Origin of the sequence: Mesorhizobium sp. M0816 (assembly GCF_040320005.1) — a bacterium.
Classification (GTDB): Bacteria; Pseudomonadota; Alphaproteobacteria; order Rhizobiales; family Rhizobiaceae; genus Mesorhizobium.
The window spans coordinates 168,317-188,449 of the sequence record NZ_JAMYOT010000003.1; the positions used below are offsets into that span (position 1 = coordinate 168,317).

The 20,133-nt window shown below is 63.7% G+C and carries 21 protein-coding genes; 13 read left to right on the plus strand and 8 right to left on the minus strand.

What is annotated here, in order from left to right:
• The first annotated feature begins 139 nt into the window (after positions 1–139).
• Entirely contained in the window at positions 140–607 is a 468-nt protein-coding gene (locus NKI17_RS05155) for a YbhB/YbcL family Raf kinase inhibitor-like protein (RefSeq protein ID WP_352905488.1), read from the plus strand.
• Positions 608–760: 153 nt separating this feature from the next.
• Here NKI17_RS05155 and cyoD read toward each other — a convergent pair whose 3' ends face one another.
• The 4 genes from cyoD to cyoA are packed head-to-tail and all read right to left on the minus strand — an operon-like array spanning position 761 to position 4,756.
• On the minus strand, positions 761–1,180 hold the full coding sequence (gene cyoD / locus NKI17_RS05160; protein ID WP_352905489.1) for a cytochrome o ubiquinol oxidase subunit IV: 420 nt from the start codon (positions 1,178–1,180) through the stop codon (positions 761–763).
• Positions 1,177–1,827, minus strand: a complete 651-nt coding sequence (gene cyoC, locus NKI17_RS05165) for a cytochrome o ubiquinol oxidase subunit III (RefSeq protein WP_352637323.1) — start codon at positions 1,825–1,827, stop codon at positions 1,177–1,179. Before cyoC ends, cyoD begins: the two co-directional genes overlap by 4 nt.
• The gene (gene cyoB, locus NKI17_RS05170) at positions 1,824–3,830 is read right to left on the minus strand and encodes a cytochrome o ubiquinol oxidase subunit I (protein ID WP_352905490.1); all 2,007 of its coding nucleotides are present in this window, start codon (positions 3,828–3,830) and stop codon (positions 1,824–1,826) included. Before cyoB ends, cyoC begins: the two co-directional genes overlap by 4 nt.
• Before the next feature lie 2 nt (positions 3,831–3,832).
• Positions 3,833–4,756, minus strand: coding sequence for a ubiquinol oxidase subunit II (cyoA, locus tag NKI17_RS05175; protein ID WP_352620540.1), 924 nt, complete (start codon positions 4,754–4,756; stop codon positions 3,833–3,835).
• A 622-nt stretch (positions 4,757–5,378) separates the two neighbouring features.
• Here cyoA and NKI17_RS05180 point away from each other — a divergent pair.
• From NKI17_RS05180 to NKI17_RS05230, 11 genes are all read left to right on the plus strand, one after another.
• Positions 5,379–6,521, plus strand: coding sequence for an ABC transporter substrate-binding protein (locus NKI17_RS05180; RefSeq protein WP_352571839.1), 1,143 nt, complete (start codon positions 5,379–5,381; stop codon positions 6,519–6,521).
• Positions 6,521–7,372, plus strand: a complete 852-nt coding sequence (locus tag NKI17_RS05185) for an IclR family transcriptional regulator (protein WP_023677043.1) — start codon at positions 6,521–6,523, stop codon at positions 7,370–7,372. Before NKI17_RS05180 ends, NKI17_RS05185 begins: the two co-directional genes overlap by 1 nt.
• Before the next feature lie 23 nt (positions 7,373–7,395).
• Positions 7,396–8,427: a sugar ABC transporter substrate-binding protein gene (locus tag NKI17_RS05190; protein WP_023677042.1), complete on the plus strand. Its 1,032-nt coding sequence runs from the start codon at positions 7,396–7,398 to the stop codon at positions 8,425–8,427.
• 139 nt (positions 8,428–8,566) lie between these two features.
• Complete coding sequence (locus NKI17_RS05195; RefSeq protein ID WP_352571838.1) at positions 8,567–9,550, plus strand: ABC transporter permease; 984 nt, start codon at positions 8,567–8,569, stop codon at positions 9,548–9,550.
• Positions 9,540–11,072 carry a sugar ABC transporter ATP-binding protein gene (locus tag NKI17_RS05200; RefSeq protein ID WP_352571837.1) on the plus strand — a complete coding sequence of 511 codons (1,533 nt, stop codon included), beginning with the start codon at positions 9,540–9,542 and terminating at the stop codon, positions 11,070–11,072. The genes NKI17_RS05195 and NKI17_RS05200 overlap by 11 nt, the downstream gene beginning before the upstream one ends.
• Before the next feature lie 30 nt (positions 11,073–11,102).
• Positions 11,103–12,098, plus strand: a complete 996-nt coding sequence (locus NKI17_RS05205; RefSeq protein ID WP_352571836.1) for an ABC transporter permease — start codon at positions 11,103–11,105, stop codon at positions 12,096–12,098.
• 1 nt (position 12,099) lies between these two features.
• Positions 12,100–12,885 carry an SDR family NAD(P)-dependent oxidoreductase gene (locus tag NKI17_RS05210; protein WP_352620545.1) on the plus strand — a complete coding sequence of 262 codons (786 nt, stop codon included), beginning with the start codon at positions 12,100–12,102 and terminating at the stop codon, positions 12,883–12,885.
• 18 nt (positions 12,886–12,903) lie between these two features.
• On the plus strand, positions 12,904–14,109 hold the full coding sequence (locus tag NKI17_RS05215) for a CaiB/BaiF CoA transferase family protein (RefSeq protein ID WP_352571834.1): 1,206 nt from the start codon (positions 12,904–12,906) through the stop codon (positions 14,107–14,109).
• A gap of 2 nt (positions 14,110–14,111) precedes the next feature.
• Positions 14,112–14,897 (plus strand): enoyl-CoA hydratase/isomerase family protein, encoded by a 786-nt coding sequence (locus NKI17_RS05220; RefSeq protein WP_352468260.1) that lies wholly within the window; start codon positions 14,112–14,114, stop codon positions 14,895–14,897.
• Positions 14,894–16,669, plus strand: a complete 1,776-nt coding sequence (locus tag NKI17_RS05225; RefSeq protein ID WP_352905491.1) for a CoA-transferase — start codon at positions 14,894–14,896, stop codon at positions 16,667–16,669. The genes NKI17_RS05220 and NKI17_RS05225 overlap by 4 nt, the downstream gene beginning before the upstream one ends.
• A gap of 11 nt (positions 16,670–16,680) precedes the next feature.
• Positions 16,681–17,514: an SMP-30/gluconolactonase/LRE family protein gene (locus NKI17_RS05230; RefSeq protein WP_352905492.1), complete on the plus strand. Its 834-nt coding sequence runs from the start codon at positions 16,681–16,683 to the stop codon at positions 17,512–17,514.
• Between the two features lie 26 nt (positions 17,515–17,540).
• Here NKI17_RS05230 and NKI17_RS05235 read toward each other — a convergent pair whose 3' ends face one another.
• Positions 17,541–17,870 carry an antibiotic biosynthesis monooxygenase family protein gene (locus tag NKI17_RS05235; RefSeq protein WP_352468263.1) on the minus strand — a complete coding sequence of 110 codons (330 nt, stop codon included), beginning with the start codon at positions 17,868–17,870 and terminating at the stop codon, positions 17,541–17,543.
• 146 nt (positions 17,871–18,016) lie between these two features.
• The gene (locus tag NKI17_RS05240; RefSeq protein WP_352905493.1) at positions 18,017–18,535 is read right to left on the minus strand and encodes an EF-hand domain-containing protein; all 519 of its coding nucleotides are present in this window, start codon (positions 18,533–18,535) and stop codon (positions 18,017–18,019) included.
• Positions 18,536–18,704: 169 nt separating this feature from the next.
• On the opposite strand from NKI17_RS05240, the gene NKI17_RS05245 reads away from it, so the two are divergent.
• Positions 18,705–18,971 carry a DUF3606 domain-containing protein gene (locus NKI17_RS05245; protein ID WP_352468265.1) on the plus strand — a complete coding sequence of 89 codons (267 nt, stop codon included), beginning with the start codon at positions 18,705–18,707 and terminating at the stop codon, positions 18,969–18,971.
• 36 nt (positions 18,972–19,007) lie between these two features.
• Here NKI17_RS05245 and NKI17_RS05250 read toward each other — a convergent pair whose 3' ends face one another.
• Both NKI17_RS05250 and NKI17_RS05255 read right to left on the minus strand, forming a co-directional pair.
• Entirely contained in the window at positions 19,008–19,556 is a 549-nt protein-coding gene (locus NKI17_RS05250; RefSeq protein ID WP_023677030.1) for a DNA-3-methyladenine glycosylase, read from the minus strand.
• A gap of 103 nt (positions 19,557–19,659) precedes the next feature.
• Positions 19,660–19,989, minus strand: coding sequence for a hypothetical protein (locus NKI17_RS05255; protein WP_023677029.1), 330 nt, complete (start codon positions 19,987–19,989; stop codon positions 19,660–19,662).
• Positions 19,990–20,133: the final 144 nt, after the last annotated feature.

Here is a 20,133-nt window from a genome sequence, read left to right on the forward strand (position 1 = left end):
GATGCGTCCGAACCGAAAAACCCGTTCACGCGGCGAATGTTCCGGCCAACGGCCGGCTGCGAGTTTGACCAGGTGGCTGCCCGGAACATCGGCGGCTCGCGGTTGTTATGCGGGAACCTCAGCCAGGGAGATCGAGACCATGACCTTCACGCTCAAAAGCCCTGCCTTTGCAGATGGCAAAAAAATACCGCCGCGCTATTCCCGCGACGGCGGCAACGTTTCACCACCATTGGAGTGGACGGACGCCCCGCAAGGAACCAAAAGCTTCGCCCTGGCCGTCGAGGACCCCGACGCCCCTTCGGGCACGTTCCGCCACTGGGCGGTCTACGACATCGACGCACAGCGCAATTTTCTTCCCGAAGCAACGACCGCCGGCACCAAGACCGAGAGCCTCGGACACGGCGTCAACGATTTCGGCAATCCTCATTATGACGGTCCCCAGCCGCCGCCTGGGCATGGGCTTCATCATTACCATTTCCGGCTTCTTGCGGTCGACGTCGAGACGCTGGGTCTCGGCGAGAAGGCTGCCGTGGACGACGTGCTGAAGGAGGCCGCGCCGCACGTCCTGGGAGAGGCAGAGCTCGTTGGCACATTCGAACGGGCTTGAGACCGGAGCTCGCTGTCGCATGAACTGCGGCGAACGGCCGGAATAATCGCTAAAGCGCGTCGCGTTCGATCGGCCTCATGCGACGCGCTTTAGATTCTTGTTTTTACGCATGTCGTTATCACAAAACCGCTGCACACTTTTGCGCGACATACATCAGCGGTTCATGTTCATGATCGCGTTCATCGGCATCAAATTGTGGTCGAGGTTGGCCATGATCCAGATCGAGCCGCCAATCACCAGAACTACGATCAGCACGCCGAAGGCAAGCGCCAGGGCGTTGTTGGTGTTGTCCGGCCCCGTCGTGATGTGCAGGAAGAAGACGAGATGCACGCCCATCTGGGCGATCGCCAGCACGACCAGCGCCACCGGAATGCCGGGTGCCCATATTCCGAGCAACCAGAACGAGGCGATGGTCAACAGCGTTGCCAGCCCGAGGCCGATCACATAGCCGCGTAGCCCGGATCCGACTTCGGTGTCGCCGAGGTATTCGTCACCCGGCGCCGTATCGATGTCGTAGCGCTCCAGCCCATCGGCGTCGCGCCGTTGCGCGTGGCGATCGTCCGCATTGCTCATCGACTTGCTCCCAGGAGATAGACCACCGTGAACAGGGCGACCCAGATGATGTCGAGGGCGTGCCAGAACAGGCTGAAGCACATGAAACGCCGAAGAATATCGTCGCGGAATCCCTTGGCGAAGATCTGCGCCATCATCGTGAGCAGCCACAGCAGCCCCGCCGTGACGTGAAGGCCATGGCATCCAACCAGCGTGAAGAACGCCGACAGGAAAGCGCTGCGCGTCGGTCCGGCACCGCTGGCAACCATATGCGCGAACTCGCGCAACTCAAGCAGGATGAAGCTGGCGCCGAGCACGAAGGTGACAGCCATCGCGACATAGAACCAGGAGCTTCGCCGCGCTGCCACGGCGAGGCTGGCGAGACCGCAGGTAAAACTCGACAAAAGCAGGGCCGCCGTCTCGATCGCAACGTTGCGCAGGTCGAATAGCTCGGCCCCGCTCGGCCCGCCCGCCGTCTTGCCCGCCAGCACGGCATAGGCGGCAAAGAAGGCCGAGAACATCACGATGTCGCTCAGAAGGAAGATCCAGAAGCCGTAGCCGACGACGATCCGGATCGGTGCCGGGCCGCCGTCGCCGTGGCCGGGTGCATGGCCGTGCCCGCCATGGAGGCGGTAGGGGTCACGCTCTCGAACGTCGATCGCGGTCATGGCCTTGGCCCCGTGTAAGTGGCCAGCGCCTCGCGGCGGGCACTTCGGTTGGCGCGGTCGATCCGGGCGACTTCGGCGGCAGGAATCACGTATTCGGGGATGTCGCGCCACGCGAATACGACGAAGGTGGCCAAAGCACCGAGCGCGCCGAGCGCCACCATCCACCAGATGTGCCAGATGAGGGCAAAACCCATCACGGTCGCAAAGAAGGCGCAGATGAACCCGGTGGGACTGTTGCGCGGCATCTCGATCGGCTCGTAGTCAGGCTCGTCGCGCAGCCGGTTTTGCTCGCGTGCCCGCTGCTTGATGCTCCAGTAGGGCTCTTCACCCTCGACATGCGGAAGCGCGGCGAAGTTGAAGACCGGCGGCGGCGAGGGCGTGGCCCATTCCAGCGAGCGGCCGTCCCAGGGATCTCCGGTGGCGTCGCGAAGCGCCGCGCGCTGCCGGATGCTGACGACGAGCTGTACGATCTGCGCGACCACGCCGGCGGTAGTGATTAACATGCCGACGCCGGCAGCCAGCACCCAGGGATACCATGCCGACACGTCGAAATGCTGCATTCGGCGGGTCATGCCGAGCAGGCCAACAGCGTAGAGCGGCACGAAAGTGACGTAGAAGCCGATCAGAGTCAGCCAGAAGGCCAGCTTGCCCCAGCCCTCGTGCAGCCGGAAACCGAATGCCTTTGGAAACCAGTAGGTATATCCCGCGAAGGCGCCGAACAGCACACCGCCGATGATGACGTTGTGGAAATGCGCCACCAGGAACAGGCTGTTGTGGAGCAGGAAATCGGCCGGCGGCACGGCCAGCAACACGCCCGTCATACCGCCGATGACGAACGTCACCATAAAGCCCAGCGACCACAGCATTGGCGTCGCGAAGCGGATGCGGCCGCCATACATGGTGAACATCCAGTTGTAGATCTTCACGCCGGTACCGACAGCAATGATGCTGGTGGCGATGCCGAACGCGGCGTTGACGTCGGCCCCGGCGCCCATGGTGAAGAAGTGGTGCAGCCACACCATGAAGGAGACGATGCAGATGAAGAGCGTCGCGGCCACCATCGAGCGGTAGCCGAACAGCGGCTTGCTGGAGAAGGTAGAGATGACCTCCGAGAAGATGCCGAACGCCGGCAGGACGAGGATATAGACCTCGGGATGGCCCCAGGCCCAGATCAGGTTCACGAACATCAGCATGTTGCCGCCGGCTTCATTGGTGAAGAAATGAAAGCCGAAATAGCGGTCGAGCGTCAGCATCGCGAGCGTGGCGGTGAGAATCGGGAAGGCGGCGACGATGAGCAGGCTGGCGGCGAGTGAGGTCCAGCAGAACATCGACATGCGCAGGTAGCTCATGCCGGGCGCCCGCATCTTCAGGATCGTGGTGACGAAATTGATCCCGGTGAGCAGCGTTCCGACGCCCGATATCTGCACCGCCCACAGATAATAGTCGACGCCGACGCCCGGTGAGTAGGCGGTCTCGCTGAGCGGCGGGTAGGGCAGCCATCCGGTACGGGCGAATTCTCCGATCACCAGCGAGATGTTGACCAACAGCGCACCGGTGGCGGTGAGCCAGAAGCTCACCGAGTTGAGCGTCGGAAAGGCAACGTCGCGGACGCCGAGCTGCAGCGGCACGACCAGGTTCATCAGTCCGATGACGAACGGCATCGCCCCGAAAAAGATCATGATGGTGCCGTGGGCGGAAAAGACCTGGTTGAAGTGATCGGGCGGCAGATAGCCGGGCGCCTGGAAGGCGAGGGCTTGCTGGGACCGCATCATGACGGCGTCGCTGAAGCCGCGCAGCAGCATCAGCAGCGCCAGCAGCGTGTACATCACGCCGATCCGCTTGTGATCGACGCTGGTGATCCATTCGCGCCACAGATAGGGGAAATGGCCGGCCAGGAAGACCCAGGCCAGCACGCCGAGAATTGCCAGGGCGACGACCGCCGAGGCGATCATCGGCAGAGGCTGATCGAACGGAATGACGTCCCAGCTCAATTTTCCGAGCATTGTCAGCCTCCTGTCGCGGGCGATACGCTCGGCTCGGGGCGACCGGCCTGGGGACCGGGCGCGGGCGGAACGCCCTGCGTCGCGATTTCATGGAAAAGGTCCGGCTCGACCGAGCGATAGGTCGAAGGCGGCACGTCGATGCTCTGTCTGGCCAGTTCCTGGTAGCTGGCCTTGTCGAGTGCCTGTCCCTGGCTTCGCGCCGAATTGACAAACGCGTCGAAGGCATCCGCTGCGACGGCATGCAGCACGAATTGCATGCCTGGAAAACCGTCACCGCTGAAATGGGCCGACCGCCCATAGAATTCGCCGGGCTGATCCGCCTGCAGGTGAAGCTGCGTCGTCATGCCATTCATCGTATAGATCATGCCGCCAAGCTGAGGCACGAAGAACGCGTTCATGACGCTTGCCGAGGTAAGCGAGAAATGCACCGGCCTGCCCGCCGGCACCACGAGCTGGTTGATGCTCGCCACATTCTGCTCGGGGTAGATGAACAGCCATTTCCAGTCGAGCGAGACGACCTGCACCTCAAGCGGCTTTTGCTGCGAATCCAGCGGCTTCATTGGATCGAGGTCATGCGACCCGATCCAGATGATGCCGCTCAGAAACAGGATGACGAGGATGGGGATCGACCAGACCACCAGTTCGATGCGTCCGGAATAGGCCCATTCCGGCAGGTACCGCGCTCTTGTGTTGGTTTCCCGGAACCACCAGGCAAAGCCGAGCGTCGCCACGATCGTCGGGATGACGATGGCCAGCATGATGGCGACCGAATTGAGCAGGATCGTCCGCTGCGCCGCCCCCACCGGCCCTTGCGGATCGAGCACGCCGCCCTGGCAGCCGGCAAGCAGCCCGACCAGCAAAATCGTCGCGCCGAGGCAGCCAAGACGGATGGCGGCACAGTTTCGAACGATCACCCTCAGCAGCATGAGATCTCGCCGTTTCCTGAAAACCGATTGGAACGTTGCAGGCAGCGTGGCTGCCAACCCCGAATGTGCGCGCCGGTGTGCTCCTGGCGACAGTTTCTTCACGCACGCGGCTCCGGCTGGCAGAACCACATGCGGCGGACGTCATCGTTAAGCGGTCGACCTGTCGAGAACCCCTCCAAATCCTAAAAACCAGCGGCAAATCCCAAGCAACCAGAGCCAAATCTTAAGAAACCAGCGACAGGACCCAGATCGAAGTTATCGCCAGAAACGTGGCGAATGCCAAGGCGGTAAACCGGTTCATGGCCGCGCCCACCGTTGTCCATTTAGTCCGCTCCCCGCGACTCGGCGCTGAATCCAGTGACGCTGCCCAGTGATGCTGCTCCAGATGGCTGCGCCAACCGAACGAATGTTCGTCGCGAAAGTTCCCAAAAAGCCAGATCCATCGCAGCCTTTGGTTGCAGGCCGGCGGCAACGCGATGCGCACCAAGGATGGTTGGGCGGCTTTCTCGCCAAACAGAAGCGAGGACTGGCTTTGCGTATGTAAAAACTACTTGTCTAGGTGAAAATAGTTGCTACTAATCGGCTGGGCCGGCGCATGGCCGCCTCTGGGAGGAATTTCGGCATGACAAGACTGCGCGGCCTCGCGTGGGATCACCGACGCTGCTGGGGTCCGCTCGACGCCAGCATCGGGCCGTATTGTGCCGCCAATCCCGGTCTTGAGATCGAATGGGACCGCCGCAGCCTCTACGAGTTCGGCGAGGGCGCGCTTGGTCCGGTGCTCGGCGCCTATGATCTTGTCGTGTTCGACCATCCGTTCATCGGCGATATTGCCGAAGGCGGGCTGATGGTGCCGTTCGATTTGTCGGCCGAGCAGCGCCGCGGCTTCGAACGGGATTCGGTCGGCGCGTCCTGGCAATCCTACGCAAGGGACGGGCGCCAATGGGCGTTGCCGATCGATGCTGCCTGTCAGGTTGCCTCATATCGCCCCGATCTGCTGGAGCGCTACGGGCCGCTGCCGCGCAGCCATGACGAGGTGCTGGAGCTCGGCCGGCGCGCCTTGAAGGACGGCAAATGGCTTGGGCTGCCGTTGGTGCCGACTGACGCCATGTGCCTGCTTTTGACGCTGGGTGAGCCCCGGGAAGACGGCGACGAGTTCATCGCCGGGGAAAAAATCGAGCAGGCCGTCGGGCAGTTGCGCCAGCTTGCGGCGCTGTCGCACCCGAACTCGCCGAAATGGAACCCGATCCGTTGCTACGATCAGATGATCGCGCATGACGACGTGGTCTACGTGCCGTTCGCCTTCGGCTATGTGAACTACGCCTCTAAGGCAGACAGGCCGTATCTGCGCTTCGCCGACGTGCCGACGCCGCGATCCGCCGGCGCCTTGCTCGGCGGCGCCGGCATCGGCGTCAGCGCCCAATCGAAACACAAGCAGGCAGCCATCGATTATGCGCTATTTCTGTGCTCGCCCGGCTATCAGCGCGGCGACTATGTGAAATCCGGCGGACAGCCGGGGTCGCTGGCGGCGTGGCAGGATACCGAGGTCAACGCGCTCTCGGGCGGCTTCTTCGCCTCGACTCTGGCGACGATCGAAGCCTCCTATCTGCGCCCGACCCATCCGGGCTTCATCAGCTTCTTCCGCCAATGCGCCCCTCATGCCGCGGCGGCGATCGCCGGCGAATTGCAGGCGGCCGAGCTCGCGGATCGGCTGAACCGGCTCTATCGCGAGACCAGGCATGGCCAGCCGCAACGGAGCGTCGCGTAATGGCCGCCGATATTGCCCAGATCGTCGACGAAGGCGAAAGCGGCCGCAACGGCTATCGGGTGCCGGCGGTGGAGAAGGCGCTCGACATACTGGAATTCATGGCTGCCAGCGGCGAGCCGCTGACCCAAACCGAGATCGCCACCGGAATGGGGCGCTCCATTCACGAGATCTACCGCATCCTGCTGTTGCTGGAGAAGCGCGGCTACATTTTCCGGACGCAATCGGACCGCTTCCGCCTGTCGCTGAAGCTGTTCGAGCTGGCGCATATGCATCCGCCGGTAAACCGCCTGGTCGAATGTGCGCTGCCGGTGATGCGCGGCCTGGCCGCCAATGCCGACCAGAGCTGCCATCTCGTCGTGCGCGAAGGCGAGAGCGCACTGGTCGTGCTGCAGATCGATTCGCCTTTGCCGATGCGTTATTCGGTTGCCCTTGGCTCGCATTTCCCGATACTCGAAACGAGCTCCGGCGCGGTGCTGCTGGCGCATTCGAGCCGCGCCGAGCGCGACCGCATCGTCGAACGGATCGTCGCCGCAGGCGAAGGCCAAGGCAGCCGGACGGAAATCGAAGCGCGGCTGAACGAGGTCGCAAGGCTCGGCTATGAAATGCGCGCCTCGCTGGCTGTCGAGGGCTGCACCAACATCTCGATGCCGGTGCGCGACCATACCGGCGCCGTCATTGCCGCGCTCACCGTCCCCTTCCTGCCGCAAAAGGCCGCCCGCTTCGATCGCAGCACCGTCTTCGAGCGGACGAAGGCGGCGGCCGAGACGATATCGGCGGCGCTGGGCGCGGGCGAAGCTGCCGCCTCTTCACGTGCCGACCCGGAACGGCGGGACTATCCGTTCAGCAACTGACAAGAAATACAGGGAGAAGAAACATGAACTGGTCCAAATCGATGCTGTTTGCCTCGGCGGCGGTGCTTGCTCTGAGCGCCGCCGCGGCACACGCCGAAAACATGCCGAAGCGCATCGGCTACGTCACCAACTACGCCACGCATGAGTGGTATCAGAACGTCATCAAGGGCATGCAGTCCCGCGCCAAGGAACTTGGTATCGAGCTCGAGGTGCAGGACGCCAATCTGGACGTTGCCAAGGAGGTCTCCGCCGCCGAAGATTTCATGGCCAAGGGCGTCGACGTCCTGATCATCACGCCCGTCAACGAGGAAGGCGTCGTGCCGCTGCTGCGCCAGGCGAAATCCAACAACGTTCCAGTCGTGCTCGAAGGCAATCCGGTCAAGGGCATGACCACAATGGTCGCGATCTGCGACTACGACACCGGCTACACCGCCGGCGTCGAAGCCGGCAAATACGCCAAGGAAAAGCTCGAAGGCAAAGCCAAGGTGATGAATGTCGGCTTGCCGCTGCTGTCCGCCACGGTGCTGCGGTCGCAGGGTTTCATGGATGGCCTGAAGACCATCATCCCCGACGCGGTCATGGTCCACGACCTCGACGGTGGCGGCAATCCCGATCGCGCGCTCGAGGTCTCTTCGGCGGCACTTGCCAAGAACGCCGACATCAACATCATCTACGGCATCAACGATTCCTCCTCGCTCGGCGGCCTTCAGGCCTGGAAAGCGGCCGGCAAGTCGCAGGACGGCCTGTTGACGGTCGGCACCGGCGGCGAAGGCCTCGCCTTCATCAATGCAATGCAGAACGAGCCGTCCTATCGCATCGAAGCCGCGATGTTCCCGGAAAAGGAAGGCTACACCGCCATCGATGCAGCGGTTAAGCTCTTCAACGGCGAAGAGGTGCCGGAACACATCGTCAGCCCCACCGCGCCGATGAACGGTGACGACTGGAAGAAGTTCTACGACTACGATGGCACCACACGCAAAATCAAATGGGATGCCGTCAATGCGCTTCAGCCACCGGAAAAATGCATGAAAACTTCCGCCGATCTGAAGAAGTAAGGATTCCGGGTAGCCCTTCCCGCACGGCGGGAAGGGTGGCGGATCGGATATGCCGACGGCAAAACAGGGCAACCGTCCTGTTTTGGCCGGCAGTTCCAGACGGCGACGGCACCGATACGGGCCCGGAAATGAAATGGACATGAGCGAGCTTACGCAATCCTCCGCGCCAAGGCGTTTCATCGGCGGCCAGCTGCTGGGCAGCAGCCAGCTGGTGCTCGGCGTGATCCTGGCCGTGCTCTGCATCGCCATTTCGATTGCCGCGCCGCAATTCTATTCCGAGGCCAACATCATCGCCATCCTGCGCCAATGCGCGCTGGTGCTGATCGTCGCCTCCGGCATGACGATGCTGATCATCACCGCGGAAGTCGACCTGTCGGTCGGTGCATCGCTGGCTTTTGTCGGCTGCATCGGCATGGCCGTGCTGAATTCAACGCACAGCCTGACGCTCGGGCTGCTGGCGGCGCTCGCCTTTGCCGGTGCCGTCGGCCTGTTCAACGGGCTGGTCGTCACCAGGCTCAAAGTGAACTCGCTGATCGCCACCATCGGCACCATGATGATGCTGCAGGGCGGCGTTTATCTGTTCACCCGCGAGGCGGTGCAGAACCACCACCGGCTTGCCGGCTTCACCGATCTCGGCGCCGGCTATCTCGGCGCGATCCCGCTGCCCGTAGTCATTGCCGCGCTGATTTTCGCGCTGGCCGCGGCAACGCTGCGCTTCACCACGCTCGGCCGTTATCTCTACGCTGTCGGCGCCAACGAGCGCGCGGTTCGTCTCTCCGGCGTGCGCTCGCAACGGCTGAAACTGTTCGCCTTCGTCGTCACCGGCCTGTGCGTCGGCATCGCCGGCATGATCCTGTCGTCGCTGATGAATGCCGGCCAGCCGACCGCCGGCCGCGGCTTCGAGCTGACGGTGATTGCCGCCGTCATCCTCGGCGGCACCAGCCTGCTTGGCGGCCGCGGTTCGCTGCTCGGCACGTTGCTGGGCGTGCTGGTGCTGAAGGTCATCGACAACGGCATCATCATCCTCGGCTGGAACCAGGACCTGCAGATGGTGGTGCCTGGCATCGTCATCATCCTGGCGACCTATCTCGACATCGTCCGGAACAGAGCCAATGTCGGTTGATTTCCTTCACCCCGGCAAAACCGCGGCCGTCGACAAAAGCGTGCCGGCGCTGGAGATGCGCGGCATCGGCAAGCGTTTTCCCGGCGTGGTGGCGCTGGACAATGTCGATCTGACCTTGGAACCCGGCAAAATCCATGCCCTGATGGGCGAGAACGGCGCCGGCAAGTCGACGCTGATCAAGATCATGGCCGGGGTCTACGGCAAGGATGCCGGCACCATCCGCCTGCGCGGCCGCGAGGCCGACATCAAGTCGCCGCGCGATAGCCTGAAAGAGGGCATCAAGGTGGTGTTCCAGGAGATCGCGCTGATCGCTGAATTCAGCGTCGCCGAAAACATCTTCCTCGAAGGCTATCCGACCGGCAAAGGCGGCTCGATCGACTGGAAGAAGATCCGTGCCGATGCGGCCGCTCTGTTCAAGCGTATCGGCTTCAATGTCGACCCGGCGGCGCGCACGGGATCGCTGCCGGTCAGCCAGCAGCAGATGGTCGAGATCGCCCGCGCACTCGCCCATGAGGCCCGCGTCGTGGTGATGGACGAGCCGACCTCCTCGCTGACGCCGAACGAGGTCTCGCTGCTGTTCACCGTCATCCGCCGGCTGGCCGCGCTCGGCATCGCGGTGCTCTATGTCAGCCACAAGCTCGACGAGGTCTTCGAGATCGCCGACACCGTGACCGTGCTGCGCGATGGCCGCCACGTCTCGACCAGGCCGATCGGCGAGCACACCAACGACACGCTGATCCAGGACATGATCGGCCGGCGCATCGAAAACCTGTTCCCTCGCAAGCGCGGCGCGCCGGGCAGCAAGGTCGCGCTTTCCGTTGAAGGGCTCAGCACCGCCAAGAAGCTGAAGGATGTGTCGTTCGAGGCGCATGCCGGCGAGGTCCTCGGCTTCTTCGGCCTGATGGGGGCCGGCCGGACCGAGCTCGCCAAGGCCATCGTCGGCTTCGACCCGATCACTTCCGGCGCCATTTCGGTCGATGGCAGCCGGCTGCTGCCGCACGAAACGCACACCGGCGTCCGGCTCGGCATCGGCCTGCTCACCGAGGACCGCAAGAGCGAGGGGCTGATGGGCGAGTTGCCGGTCTACCAGAATGCCAGCCTCGCCTCACTCGGCGCCTTCGCCAGAATGGGCTTCGTCGACAAGGTCAGCGAACGCAAGGCGGTGCAGGACTATGTCGACCGTTTCCGCATCCGGACGCCCAGCCTGTTCCAGCAGGTCAAGAATCTGTCCGGCGGCAATCAGCAGAAGGTGCTGATCTCGCGCTGGCTGATGCGAGGCCTGAAGGTGATCGTCGTCGACGAGCCGACCCGCGGCATCGACGTCGGCGCCAAGTCGGAGATTTTTGCGCTCATCGACCGGCTCGCCGGCGAGGGCCTGGCGGTCGTCATGATGACGTCCGAAATGCCCGAGCTGCTGGGGCTTGCCGACCGCATCGCGGTGATGTGCGAAGGCCGCCTCACCGCGATCATGCCTCGCGACGAGGCCACGCAGGAGAACATCCTCAATGCGGCGATCGGCTAAGACGATGACGCTTCGCAAAGGGACCAAGCGATGAGCCTGGCAAGCACCGACACCATGAAAGCTGGGCCGTCCATGCTGGCGCGGCTCGTCGCGCGGCAGGAATTGGCATTGCTCCTCTGCCTCATCCTGGTGATCGCGTTCTTTTCCTTCACCGCCGAGAATTTCTTCTCCGTGCGCAACATCACCAATGTGCTCGGTCAGGCTTCGCTGGCGCTGACAGCCGGCATCGGCTGCGCCATCGTCTTCATATCAGGCGAGGTCGACATCTCGATCGGCTCGCTGCTGGCGACGATCGCGCTGCCGCTGATCATCATCATGAACGACACCAACTCGCTTGTGCTCGGCATCAGTGGCGCGCTGCTGTTCGGGCTGATCATCGGCGTCGTGAATGGCTATCTGACGGCCTATGCCGGCATCAACTCGCTGATCGTGACCCTGGGCACGATGTTCATCATGCGCGGCGGCGTTTATCTCTATACCGGCCAGCGTGCTATTCCAGACGATGCCGCGCTCGACAGCTTCATCGCGCTGTCGGACGGCCGCCTGTTCAACGTCGTTCCCTATTCGGCTGTCATCGCCATCGTCCTGCTCGCCGTCTTCGCCTACGTGATGCAGCACCGGCCGTTCGGGCGGCAGATCTATGCCGTCGGCGGCAATCCGGAAGTGGCACGGCTGGCGGGTTACGACGTGCGCCGCGTCAAGTTCACCTGCTTCATCATCAGCGCGCTGCTGGCGACGGTAGCCGGCATCATCCTGGCAGCCCGCGTCGGTTCGGCGCAGCATACGGCCGGGCTGAATTTCGAGTTCCAGGTCGTTGCCGCCACCGTGCTCGGCGGGGTGAGCCTTGCCGGCGGCATAGGCAGCCTGACCGGCATGGCGCTCGGCGTGCTGATCCTGCAGTTCCTGTCCAACGGGCTGCGCGGTCTCGGCCTGCCGACCGAGTGGCAACTGGTCATCACCGGCATGATCATCATTGCCGCCGTCGCCTTCGACGAAGCAAAGCGCCGGCACGCCATTGGAGGCTGATATGGATCGTCTCAAAGGGAAAACCGCAATCGTCACCGGCGCCGCCGACGGCATCGGCCACGCGATCAGCGAGGCGATGGCAAGGGAAGGCGCGCACGTCTTCCTCGGCGACATCGCCGACGAGAAGGGTGAAAAATTCGCAGCCGAGCTGCGCGCCGCCGGCCACCGCGCCGACTACATCCATTGCGACGTCGCGGACGAGGCCGATATCGCCGCTCTTATCGCCGCAGCCGTCGGCAAGACCGGCCATCTCGACATTCTCGTCAACAATGCCGCCATCGCCATCGGCGGCATGCCGGTCCATGAGATGACCGACGAGCAGTGGCACCGGCTGATCGCGGTCAACCTGACCAGCGTGTTCCGCGGCTGCAAATATGCGCTGCCGCATATGATCGCGCAGAAATCCGGCTCGATCATCAACATGGCCTCGGCGCAAGGTCATATCGGGCTCGAGGGCTGGACCGCCTATGCCGGCGCCAAGGGTGCGGTGATGGCGATGACGCGCCAGATGGCGGTCGAGTTCGGCCCGCTCAACATCCGCGTCAACTCGATCTCGCCCGGCACCATCAACACGCCGATGAACGACAAATTGGTCAAGGAGATCGGCGGCAATCTCGCCAAGGCCTGGGTCAAGATGCATCCGCTCGGCCGCATCGGCAAACCGTCCGAGGTGGCCGAAGCCGCCGTCTATCTGGCCTCCGACGCCGCCGGCTTCACCACCGGTACCGACCTGCGCGTCGACGGCGGCCTCACCGCAGCACCCCGCTACGTACCCGACCTGCTTTGACAACCAACGAGACATGAAATGAACAAAGCCCTCGAAGGCGTCCGCATTCTCGATTTCAGCCATCTGCTGCAAGGGCCGTTCGCCACGCAGCTGCTCGGCGACATGGGCGCCGACATCATCAAGATCGAGCGCGCCGGCGCCGGCGACATGTTCCGTAGCATGACCTTTTTCGCCAAATGGGTCGGCGGCTCCGAAAGCCCGAATTTCCTCGCCTGGAACCGCAACAAGCGCTCCATCGCGCTCAACCTGAAAAGCCGCAAGGTGCATGCCATCATCATGGACATGGCCAAGAAGGCGGATGTGGTGGTGCAGAATTTCCGCCCCGGCGTGCTCGCCAGGCTCGGCTATGGCTACGAGGATTTCAGGGCGGTCAATCCCGCCATCATCTATTGCTCGGGCTCCGGCTATGGCGAGGAAGGCCCCTATGTCGAGCGCCCCGGTCAGGACATGCTGATCCAGGGATTGTCCGGGCTGATCTCCAACACCGGCCGCGGCGATCAGGCTCCTGTTCCGGCCGGTGCCGGCTTGGCCGACCAGATCGGCGCCATGAACATGGTCTACGGCATCCTGTCGGCGCTCTACTATCGCGAGAAGACCGGCAAGGGCCAGAAGATCGAGGTCAATCTGCTCGCCGGCATGCTGGCGCATCTCAATCAGGAATATGTCGCCGTGCTCAATCTCGGCGAGGATTTCGTGCGCCCGAATTCCGGCATCGGCCACCCCGGCATGCAGGCGCCGTTCGGTGTCTATGAAGCGAAGGACGGCGGCTATGTGTCGATCGCCATGAGCCCGTTCAAGACGCTGTATGAAGTGCTGGAGGCGCCGCAGCTTGCTGTCTACGACGATCTGAAGACGCTGTTCGACAGGCGCGACGAGGTGTTCGACAAGGTCAACGCCGAAACCAGGAAGTTTGCCACGCAGGACCTGCTGGCGCGGCTGCTGGCAGCCGACATCTGGTGTGCCGAGGTGAAGGACATAAGGCGCGCAGCCGAGGACCCGCAGGTCAAGCACCTGGGCATGATCACCAGCTACGATCATCCGCGCGGCGGCAAGGTCAGGGTGGTCGCGCCGGCGGTCAAGATGAGCGAGACGCCGGCAACCATCGAGCGGCCGGCGCCGCTGGTCGGCCAGCATGGCCGCGAGATACTGGCCGAGTTCGGCCTCCACAGCGACGAGATCGCCGCGCTGGAGGCGTCCGGCGACATGACCGTGGACGCTGCCTGACGATGAGCGTTTACCGGACACTCACTCTGGAAATGTCCGGCCGCGTCGCGGTCGTCACCTTCCGGCGCGCCGATCAGCTCAATGCCATGAACCGGCTGATGCAGAGCGAGATCACCGAGGTTTTCGAGGCGTTGTCGCAGGATGACAGCGTCGGCGCGATCGTGGTGACCGGCGAGGGGCGCGGCTTCATGGCCGGCGCCGACATCAAGGAATACGCCGCCCAGACAGCTATCGAGTTCGACGCCTTCCAGGCGGCGGGCACGCGCATGTATGCGGCCATCGAGCAGAACCGCAAGCCGGTCATCGCCGCGGTCAATGGTTTTGCGCTCGGCGGCGGCATGGAGCTGGTGCTGTGCTGCGACATCGTCATTGCCAACCAGTTCGCGAAGCTCGGCCTGCCCGAGATCAAGCTCGGGCTGGTCCCCGGCGGCGGCGGCACCCAGCGCAGCGTCCAGAAGCTCGGCCGCAACCGCGCCAATTTTCTGCTGATGACCGGCGCCATCGTGCCGGCTTCCGAGTTCGTCGGCGCCGGTCTGGTCAACGAGATCGTCAATGCCGAAAGGCTGATGCCGCGGGTGCTGGACCTTGCCGAGATGCTCGCCGCCGAACCGGCCGCAGCGATCGAAGGGCTGAAAGCGCTGACCGCGCATGCCGTGTCGGGCGATCTGGCCGACGGCCTTGCCATGGAGCGCGATGTCCTGGGTGGCCTGTACCGCAGCGAGACCGGCCAGCGGCGCGTCAAGGAATTTGCTGAAAAGAGCGCGACGCGGCCGAAGGCTGCGAAATGACGTCCCTGGTCAAGCAAAACCGGCCGCGCTTCACCGATGTCGAGGGCCTGGCCGCGATGGTCGGCGGCGGCGACGTCTTCGGTGTCGGTGGCCATCATTTTGCCCGGCTGCCGATCGCCTTGTTGCGGGCCATCGCCCGCTTGGGCGTCAAGGATCTTCGCTATGTCTGCTGGGCCGGCGGCCTGCCGCTCGAACTGCTTCTCGAAGCGAATGCCGTGGCGGAGGTCGATATCTGCTTTTCCAGCCTCGATATTTTTGGCTTGCCGCCGCGCTTCCGCGCGGCTGCCGAGACCAATGCCGTGCCGGTCCGCGACTGGACGGCGCTGGCCATGATCCAGGCGCTGCGGGCGGGGCAGCAGAACCTGCCGTCGATGCCGTTTCAGCTTCCGGAGGGTTCGGACATGCTGGCGCGCGTGCCGGGTGCGATCGCCGCGCCCGATCCGATCGCGGGAATCACGACCGGGATCATCCCGGCCTTGCGGCTCGATACGTTCGTCGTCCATGCCCAGCGTGCCGACGAGAGCGGCAATGTCCAGATCATCGGACCACGGGCGCTGGATTTCGCCATGGCCGGCGCGGCGCGCGAGGTGCTGGTGACGGTCGAGGAGATCGTCCCGGTCGGAGCGCTGCGGCATGATGGTCGGCAGAGCATTTTGACCCGCAACCAGGTGTCGGCGATCGCGCTGGCACCAGGCGGCGCCTATCCCGCCTCCTGCCTGCCATTCTATGTGACGGATTATCAGGCGTTGGCGGGGGCGTTCGCGGCCAAGGAAATACCTTTGTCGGACAGCCTGAGCATGCCTTCGGAAGGCGTGCCGGAGCGGGTTCAAGACGCTGCAAAAGTCCGCGCTGAAACAGTCCTCGCAATGCCCAGGCTCGTGCACGGCAACAAGGAGGCGTTCATCGACGAGATCATCGCCGCCCGCATCGCCGCTGAGCTCGACAATGAGAGCTTTGCCAGTGCCGGCGCGGTGTCGCCGCTCGCCAATGTCGCCTACCGGCTGGCCAAAGCGACGCACGCGCCGGACATGATCATCGCCACCATGAGTTGCGGCCATCTCGACATAGCACCGAGCCCGATGATCCTGTCGCTGATCGAAAGCCTCGATTGCGAGACGGCGGTGGCGCATGCCGGCGGCGACGACACCTATTCGACCTACTACCAGGCCGGCGCGGTGACGCATGAGATCGTCGGTGCCGCGCAGGTCGACCGCCGTGGGCGCGTCAACACCATTGCGCTGCGCAAGCGTGACGGCAGCCTTATCCGGCTGCCCGGGCAAGGCGGCATGGCCGACGTCGCCAACATGCATCGCGATTATCTGCTCTACGTCCCCCGCCATTCCGTGCAGTCGCTGGTCGAGACGGTCGAGATTGCCAGCTCGGCGCGCGGCCTGTTGACTGAGGCCGAACGCGAGCCGATGGGCTATCGGACCGGCGCGGCATTGGTGTTCACCGACCTTTGCGTGTTTCGGCTCGACGGCGAGAGCCGGCAATTGGCCGTCATCGAGACCATGCCGTGCGTGACGCGCCAGCAGCTCCAGGATGCCACCGGCTTTGCCCTGACATTCGATGCCGATTGCCGCGAAGTTGCGCTACCCTCGAACGAGACGCTCGACATCCTGCGAAACCGCATCGACCCGCTCGGCCTGCGACGCCTCGAATTCGTCAGCGCCAGGGAGCGCCGCGCGCTTATCGCCCAGATCCTCGCCGCCGACCGGCGGATGGTCGAGCGCTGTATTGCCGCACGGCGGTCGCATACTGCACCGGATTGAAGGGGGTGCGCATGGCAAAGCCGTTGCTCGAAATGTCGGCCGCGAGGGTCTTCTTCGATGGCATCTTCACCAGCCCGCGCGTCGCCCATCCGGAAGGCGTGGCCATCCATCGCGACGGCTCGATCTGGTGCGGCACCGAAACCGGCGACCTGCTGCGCTTGGCCGCCGATGGCGGCTCGGTCGAACGCATGGGCGGCACGGACGGCTTTCTGCTCGGCATCGCCTTCGATAGCGCGGACAACTGCTTCGCGTGCGATCTCAGACATGCGGCGATCTTTCGCTGGGATGCCGCGACGGCTGATATGACGCGCTTCGCCTCGGCCGGCATCCGCGTGCCGAACTATCCCGTGATCGACGAGGCGCGCGGCTGGCTCTACGTTTCCGACAGCCTCGGTGAAGACAACCGCTCCGGCATCTTTCGCTACGATTTGAACACCGGCAAAGGCGGCCTGTGGTGCCGCGAGGCCATGGCCTTCGCCAACGGCATGGCGATGGCGCCGGATGGCAACGGACTTTGCGTAGTGGAAAGCCATGCGGCCTGCGTCAGCTATGTGCCGATCCTTGCCGCCGGCACGGCAGGGTCTCGCCAGCTCGTTGTGGAGGGCGTGAACAACGTTCCCGATGGCGTCGCCTTCGCACCGGACGAGTCGCTGTTCATCTCTTGCTACGAGCCGAGCCGCATCTACCGCTGGCGAAAGGATAGCGGGCTCGAGGTGGTGATCGAGGATCCGGCGGCAACGACGCTCGCCCACCCCACCAACATCGCCTTCAAGGGCGACAAGCTCTACACCGCAAATCTCGGCCGCTGGCACATCACCGAAATCGACTTGACGGCGATTTCTTAGATCGGGCCGAACCGGGCGGCGCTGCCCTATCCCAGCCGCCCGTGACTCGATCGGATGCGCAACACCTGCACCCGCGACGGCAGCTCGATCAGGAACTCTTCGTCCCGCTCGAGATGGTGGATTTTCGTCGGATCGCCGCCGGTGAAGGCCGCCATCGCCTCGACGTTTTCCCAATAGGAAATCGTCACGAATTCCGAATGGGTCGGCGTGTCCTCGCGAAAGGTCTGCACGCCCAGTGCCTTCTCGATCAGCGGCTTGATGCCGGCTTGATAGTTGTAGCTCTCATAGGCGTCTGCCTTCTCAGGCAAGGTTCTGCCGCGCCAGACACGGGCGATGGTTGGAGTTTTCTCTGTCATGGCCATTGAATTCCTGCTGTCTCGAATCGCCGGCATTCGGCTTGGCAAGGCCAGCCAGGGAATGCATCTGCAAGCGACGGTTTTCGCCCCCCGGTTGACGTGAGCGCTACCTCCGCTAGGGGCCTCATTGCCGACCGCTAGGAGACCTACTCCTGATCCTCGGCGCCTCCTCCGTGGAAGAAGGACCGGATTTCCTGCATGTCGACGCTGCCGTCACCGTTCTCATCGACGGCGTTGAATATTCGCCCGACGAAATCCTGGACTTCGCTTTGAGAAACCGCGCCATCGCCGTCCGCATCTACTATGGCGAACATCATGCGCATCCTCGCGCCATGCATCCCGCGTGCAATGTCACCGCGGCCTCCCATCTCCCAACCTCGCTCAGGCGGGCCCATCCTGTAGCCGCGATGCCAGCGGTCGCGACCTCGCCGTTCTGTCCGGGGCGCGCGATCTTCCTGCATTCTCTCCTCCAGCATCTCAGTCATCATCTGGCGCATCATTTCGCGCATGGCATCCTGGCTCTGCCCGCTCATTCCGGGCGACCGTTCGGCGCCACGATCCGGCGCCGGCGCGGCGGGCGCAGGTGGGCTCGTCTGGCCGAATGCCGGCGCGGCCAACATGGCCAGCGCCGCAGCAATTACCGTTGTTTTGCTTGAGAGCGTCATCGTAATCTCCATCGATATGAATTGGTGGCTGCTGCATCCAAGCCAAACCGGCTGCTCGCCTCATGGTTCCTGGTCAGTCGGTACGACGGCGCAAAAGTCCGCCTGGTCCCCGCAACGAAAGCCGCTTGCCCACGTTGCCATTCATGCGAAGCTCCACCAGGAGGAAAAAATGGCTGACGATAAGAGCAAGCGAGACTTCCGCGACCGCGATCGCGTTGCTGCGGAAGACGACCGTGAGGTCGAGTATTTTGCCCAACAGAACGGCATCACGGCCGACCAGGTCCGCCAGCTGATCAAGAGCTTCGGCAATGATCGCGGGCGGCTGACCGTAGCTGCGAAGGCATTGCGAGGGATTTCACCTGCCGGAGCCGACGAGGTGACCAGGGAAGCCCGCCAGCAGGCGACACCCATGCATCTCGGTAAACCCGACGAGTGATGCCGGGGGGCAACTGCTCTGCCGCTGCCGCGGGCATCAGAACTTGCGGCTCAGATAATCCGAGTCGCGCAGTCCGAACCGCCACTCGGCATCGACAGCCTTGGAAATGCCGATCCGGCGGCCTGTCAGAACGGCGCCGGCTTCGCTCGGCGGCCTGAATTCGAATGGCGGCAGGTCCAGGGGCAGCCCGTCATGGGATTTGTCGATTGCCAGCGCCTGGCAAAGGCGACCCGGTCCCGAACAAAGCAGCCGGGGGTCGTCAACGCCGCGATTGGCCCGCATCACCACCAGCCCGGATTGCGGTTCGATTGCGCGGATAAGCACGGCACTGCCGGGCAGGCACACGGCATTGAGGCACCAATGCAGGCCATAGGAGCGATAGACATACGCGCTGCCGGGGGCGCCGAACATTGCGCCGTTGCGCACCGTCCTGCCACCGAAAGCGTGCGAAGCCGGATCATCCGGGCGATAGGCTTCGGTTTCGACGATGATGCCGCCGACGCCGTGCAAGAGCAGCATCGCGCCGATCATGTCGCGCGCCACGGTGGTGGCGTCTCGGGCAAAGAATTGATGGTTGGTGGTCAATGTGCAGCAGACTCGATCACGCCTGAACTTGGCGCGTCAGCAAGGTCCCGGACCGGAAACAAAATGTCCAGCCATCGCGCCACCGAACCTGGGGCAGCGGTATTCAGCGCAGCATGGCTGCGCCGATGAAAACCGCCGCGGCCAGCACGACGATGGCGGCAATCACCAGGACTGGCCCATATCTGCTCGGTTGGACGTCGGGCTCATCCTTCAGCGGGCGCATCGCATTGGCATAGCTCGCCTGGTTGGTAAACTTCGGCGTTTCATGGCGCGCGGCAGGGCTCTTCGGCGGAGCGTTGCCGGCGGATTCCGCGTCCGTTTCCATGGGAGCCGCAGCCGGATCGATGCCCGGGGTCTTGTCCCCTTCGCGCCCGGCATCGATATCGCCCCGCGCTTGAGCCGGGCTTCGCCCAAGAGGTTCTGCGTCGGTCATCGTCGAGGTCCTTTCAGAGCATCGGCCTCAAGCATTCTAACCTGCGTCTCATTTCAAAGTTCCCCCGTTTCAAAGTTCCCCCTTTTTGAAGTTCCGACGAGCGGGAACCGCCTAGGCCTGCTTCCAGGAACAACCGGCGATCGA

Coding starts and splice junctions, on each gene's coding strand:
- NKI17_RS05210 (WP_352620545.1), top strand. CDS start 12,100: ATGGATCGTCTCAAAGGGAAAACCGCAATCGTCACCGGCGCCGCCGAC.
- NKI17_RS05255 (WP_023677029.1), bottom strand. CDS start 19,989: ATGACCGACGCAGAACCTCTTGGGCGAAGCCCGGCTCAAGCGCGGGGC.
- cyoD (WP_352905489.1), bottom strand. CDS start 1,180: ATGAGCAATGCGGACGATCGCCACGCGCAACGGCGCGACGCCGATGGG.
- NKI17_RS05220 (WP_352468260.1), top strand. CDS start 14,112: ATGAGCGTTTACCGGACACTCACTCTGGAAATGTCCGGCCGCGTCGCG.
- cyoC (WP_352637323.1), bottom strand. CDS start 1,827: ATGACCGCGATCGACGTTCGAGAGCGTGACCCCTACCGCCTCCATGGC.
- NKI17_RS05245 (WP_352468265.1), top strand. CDS start 18,705: ATGGCTGACGATAAGAGCAAGCGAGACTTCCGCGACCGCGATCGCGTT.
- NKI17_RS05235 (WP_352468263.1), bottom strand. CDS start 17,870: ATGACAGAGAAAACTCCAACCATCGCCCGTGTCTGGCGCGGCAGAACC.
- NKI17_RS05185 (WP_023677043.1), top strand. CDS start 6,521: ATGGCCGCCGATATTGCCCAGATCGTCGACGAAGGCGAAAGCGGCCGC.
- cyoB (WP_352905490.1), bottom strand. CDS start 3,830: ATGCTCGGAAAATTGAGCTGGGACGTCATTCCGTTCGATCAGCCTCTG.
- NKI17_RS05240 (WP_352905493.1), bottom strand. CDS start 18,535: ATGACGCTCTCAAGCAAAACAACGGTAATTGCTGCGGCGCTGGCCATG.
- NKI17_RS05225 (WP_352905491.1), top strand. CDS start 14,894: ATGACGTCCCTGGTCAAGCAAAACCGGCCGCGCTTCACCGATGTCGAG.
- NKI17_RS05200 (WP_352571837.1), top strand. CDS start 9,540: ATGTCGGTTGATTTCCTTCACCCCGGCAAAACCGCGGCCGTCGACAAA.
- NKI17_RS05195 (WP_352571838.1), top strand. CDS start 8,567: ATGAGCGAGCTTACGCAATCCTCCGCGCCAAGGCGTTTCATCGGCGGC.
- NKI17_RS05230 (WP_352905492.1), top strand. CDS start 16,681: ATGGCAAAGCCGTTGCTCGAAATGTCGGCCGCGAGGGTCTTCTTCGAT.
- NKI17_RS05155 (WP_352905488.1), top strand. CDS start 140: ATGACCTTCACGCTCAAAAGCCCTGCCTTTGCAGATGGCAAAAAAATA.
- cyoA (WP_352620540.1), bottom strand. CDS start 4,756: ATGCTGCTGAGGGTGATCGTTCGAAACTGTGCCGCCATCCGTCTTGGC.
- NKI17_RS05180 (WP_352571839.1), top strand. CDS start 5,379: ATGACAAGACTGCGCGGCCTCGCGTGGGATCACCGACGCTGCTGGGGT.
- NKI17_RS05190 (WP_023677042.1), top strand. CDS start 7,396: ATGAACTGGTCCAAATCGATGCTGTTTGCCTCGGCGGCGGTGCTTGCT.
- NKI17_RS05205 (WP_352571836.1), top strand. CDS start 11,103: ATGAGCCTGGCAAGCACCGACACCATGAAAGCTGGGCCGTCCATGCTG.
- NKI17_RS05215 (WP_352571834.1), top strand. CDS start 12,904: ATGAACAAAGCCCTCGAAGGCGTCCGCATTCTCGATTTCAGCCATCTG.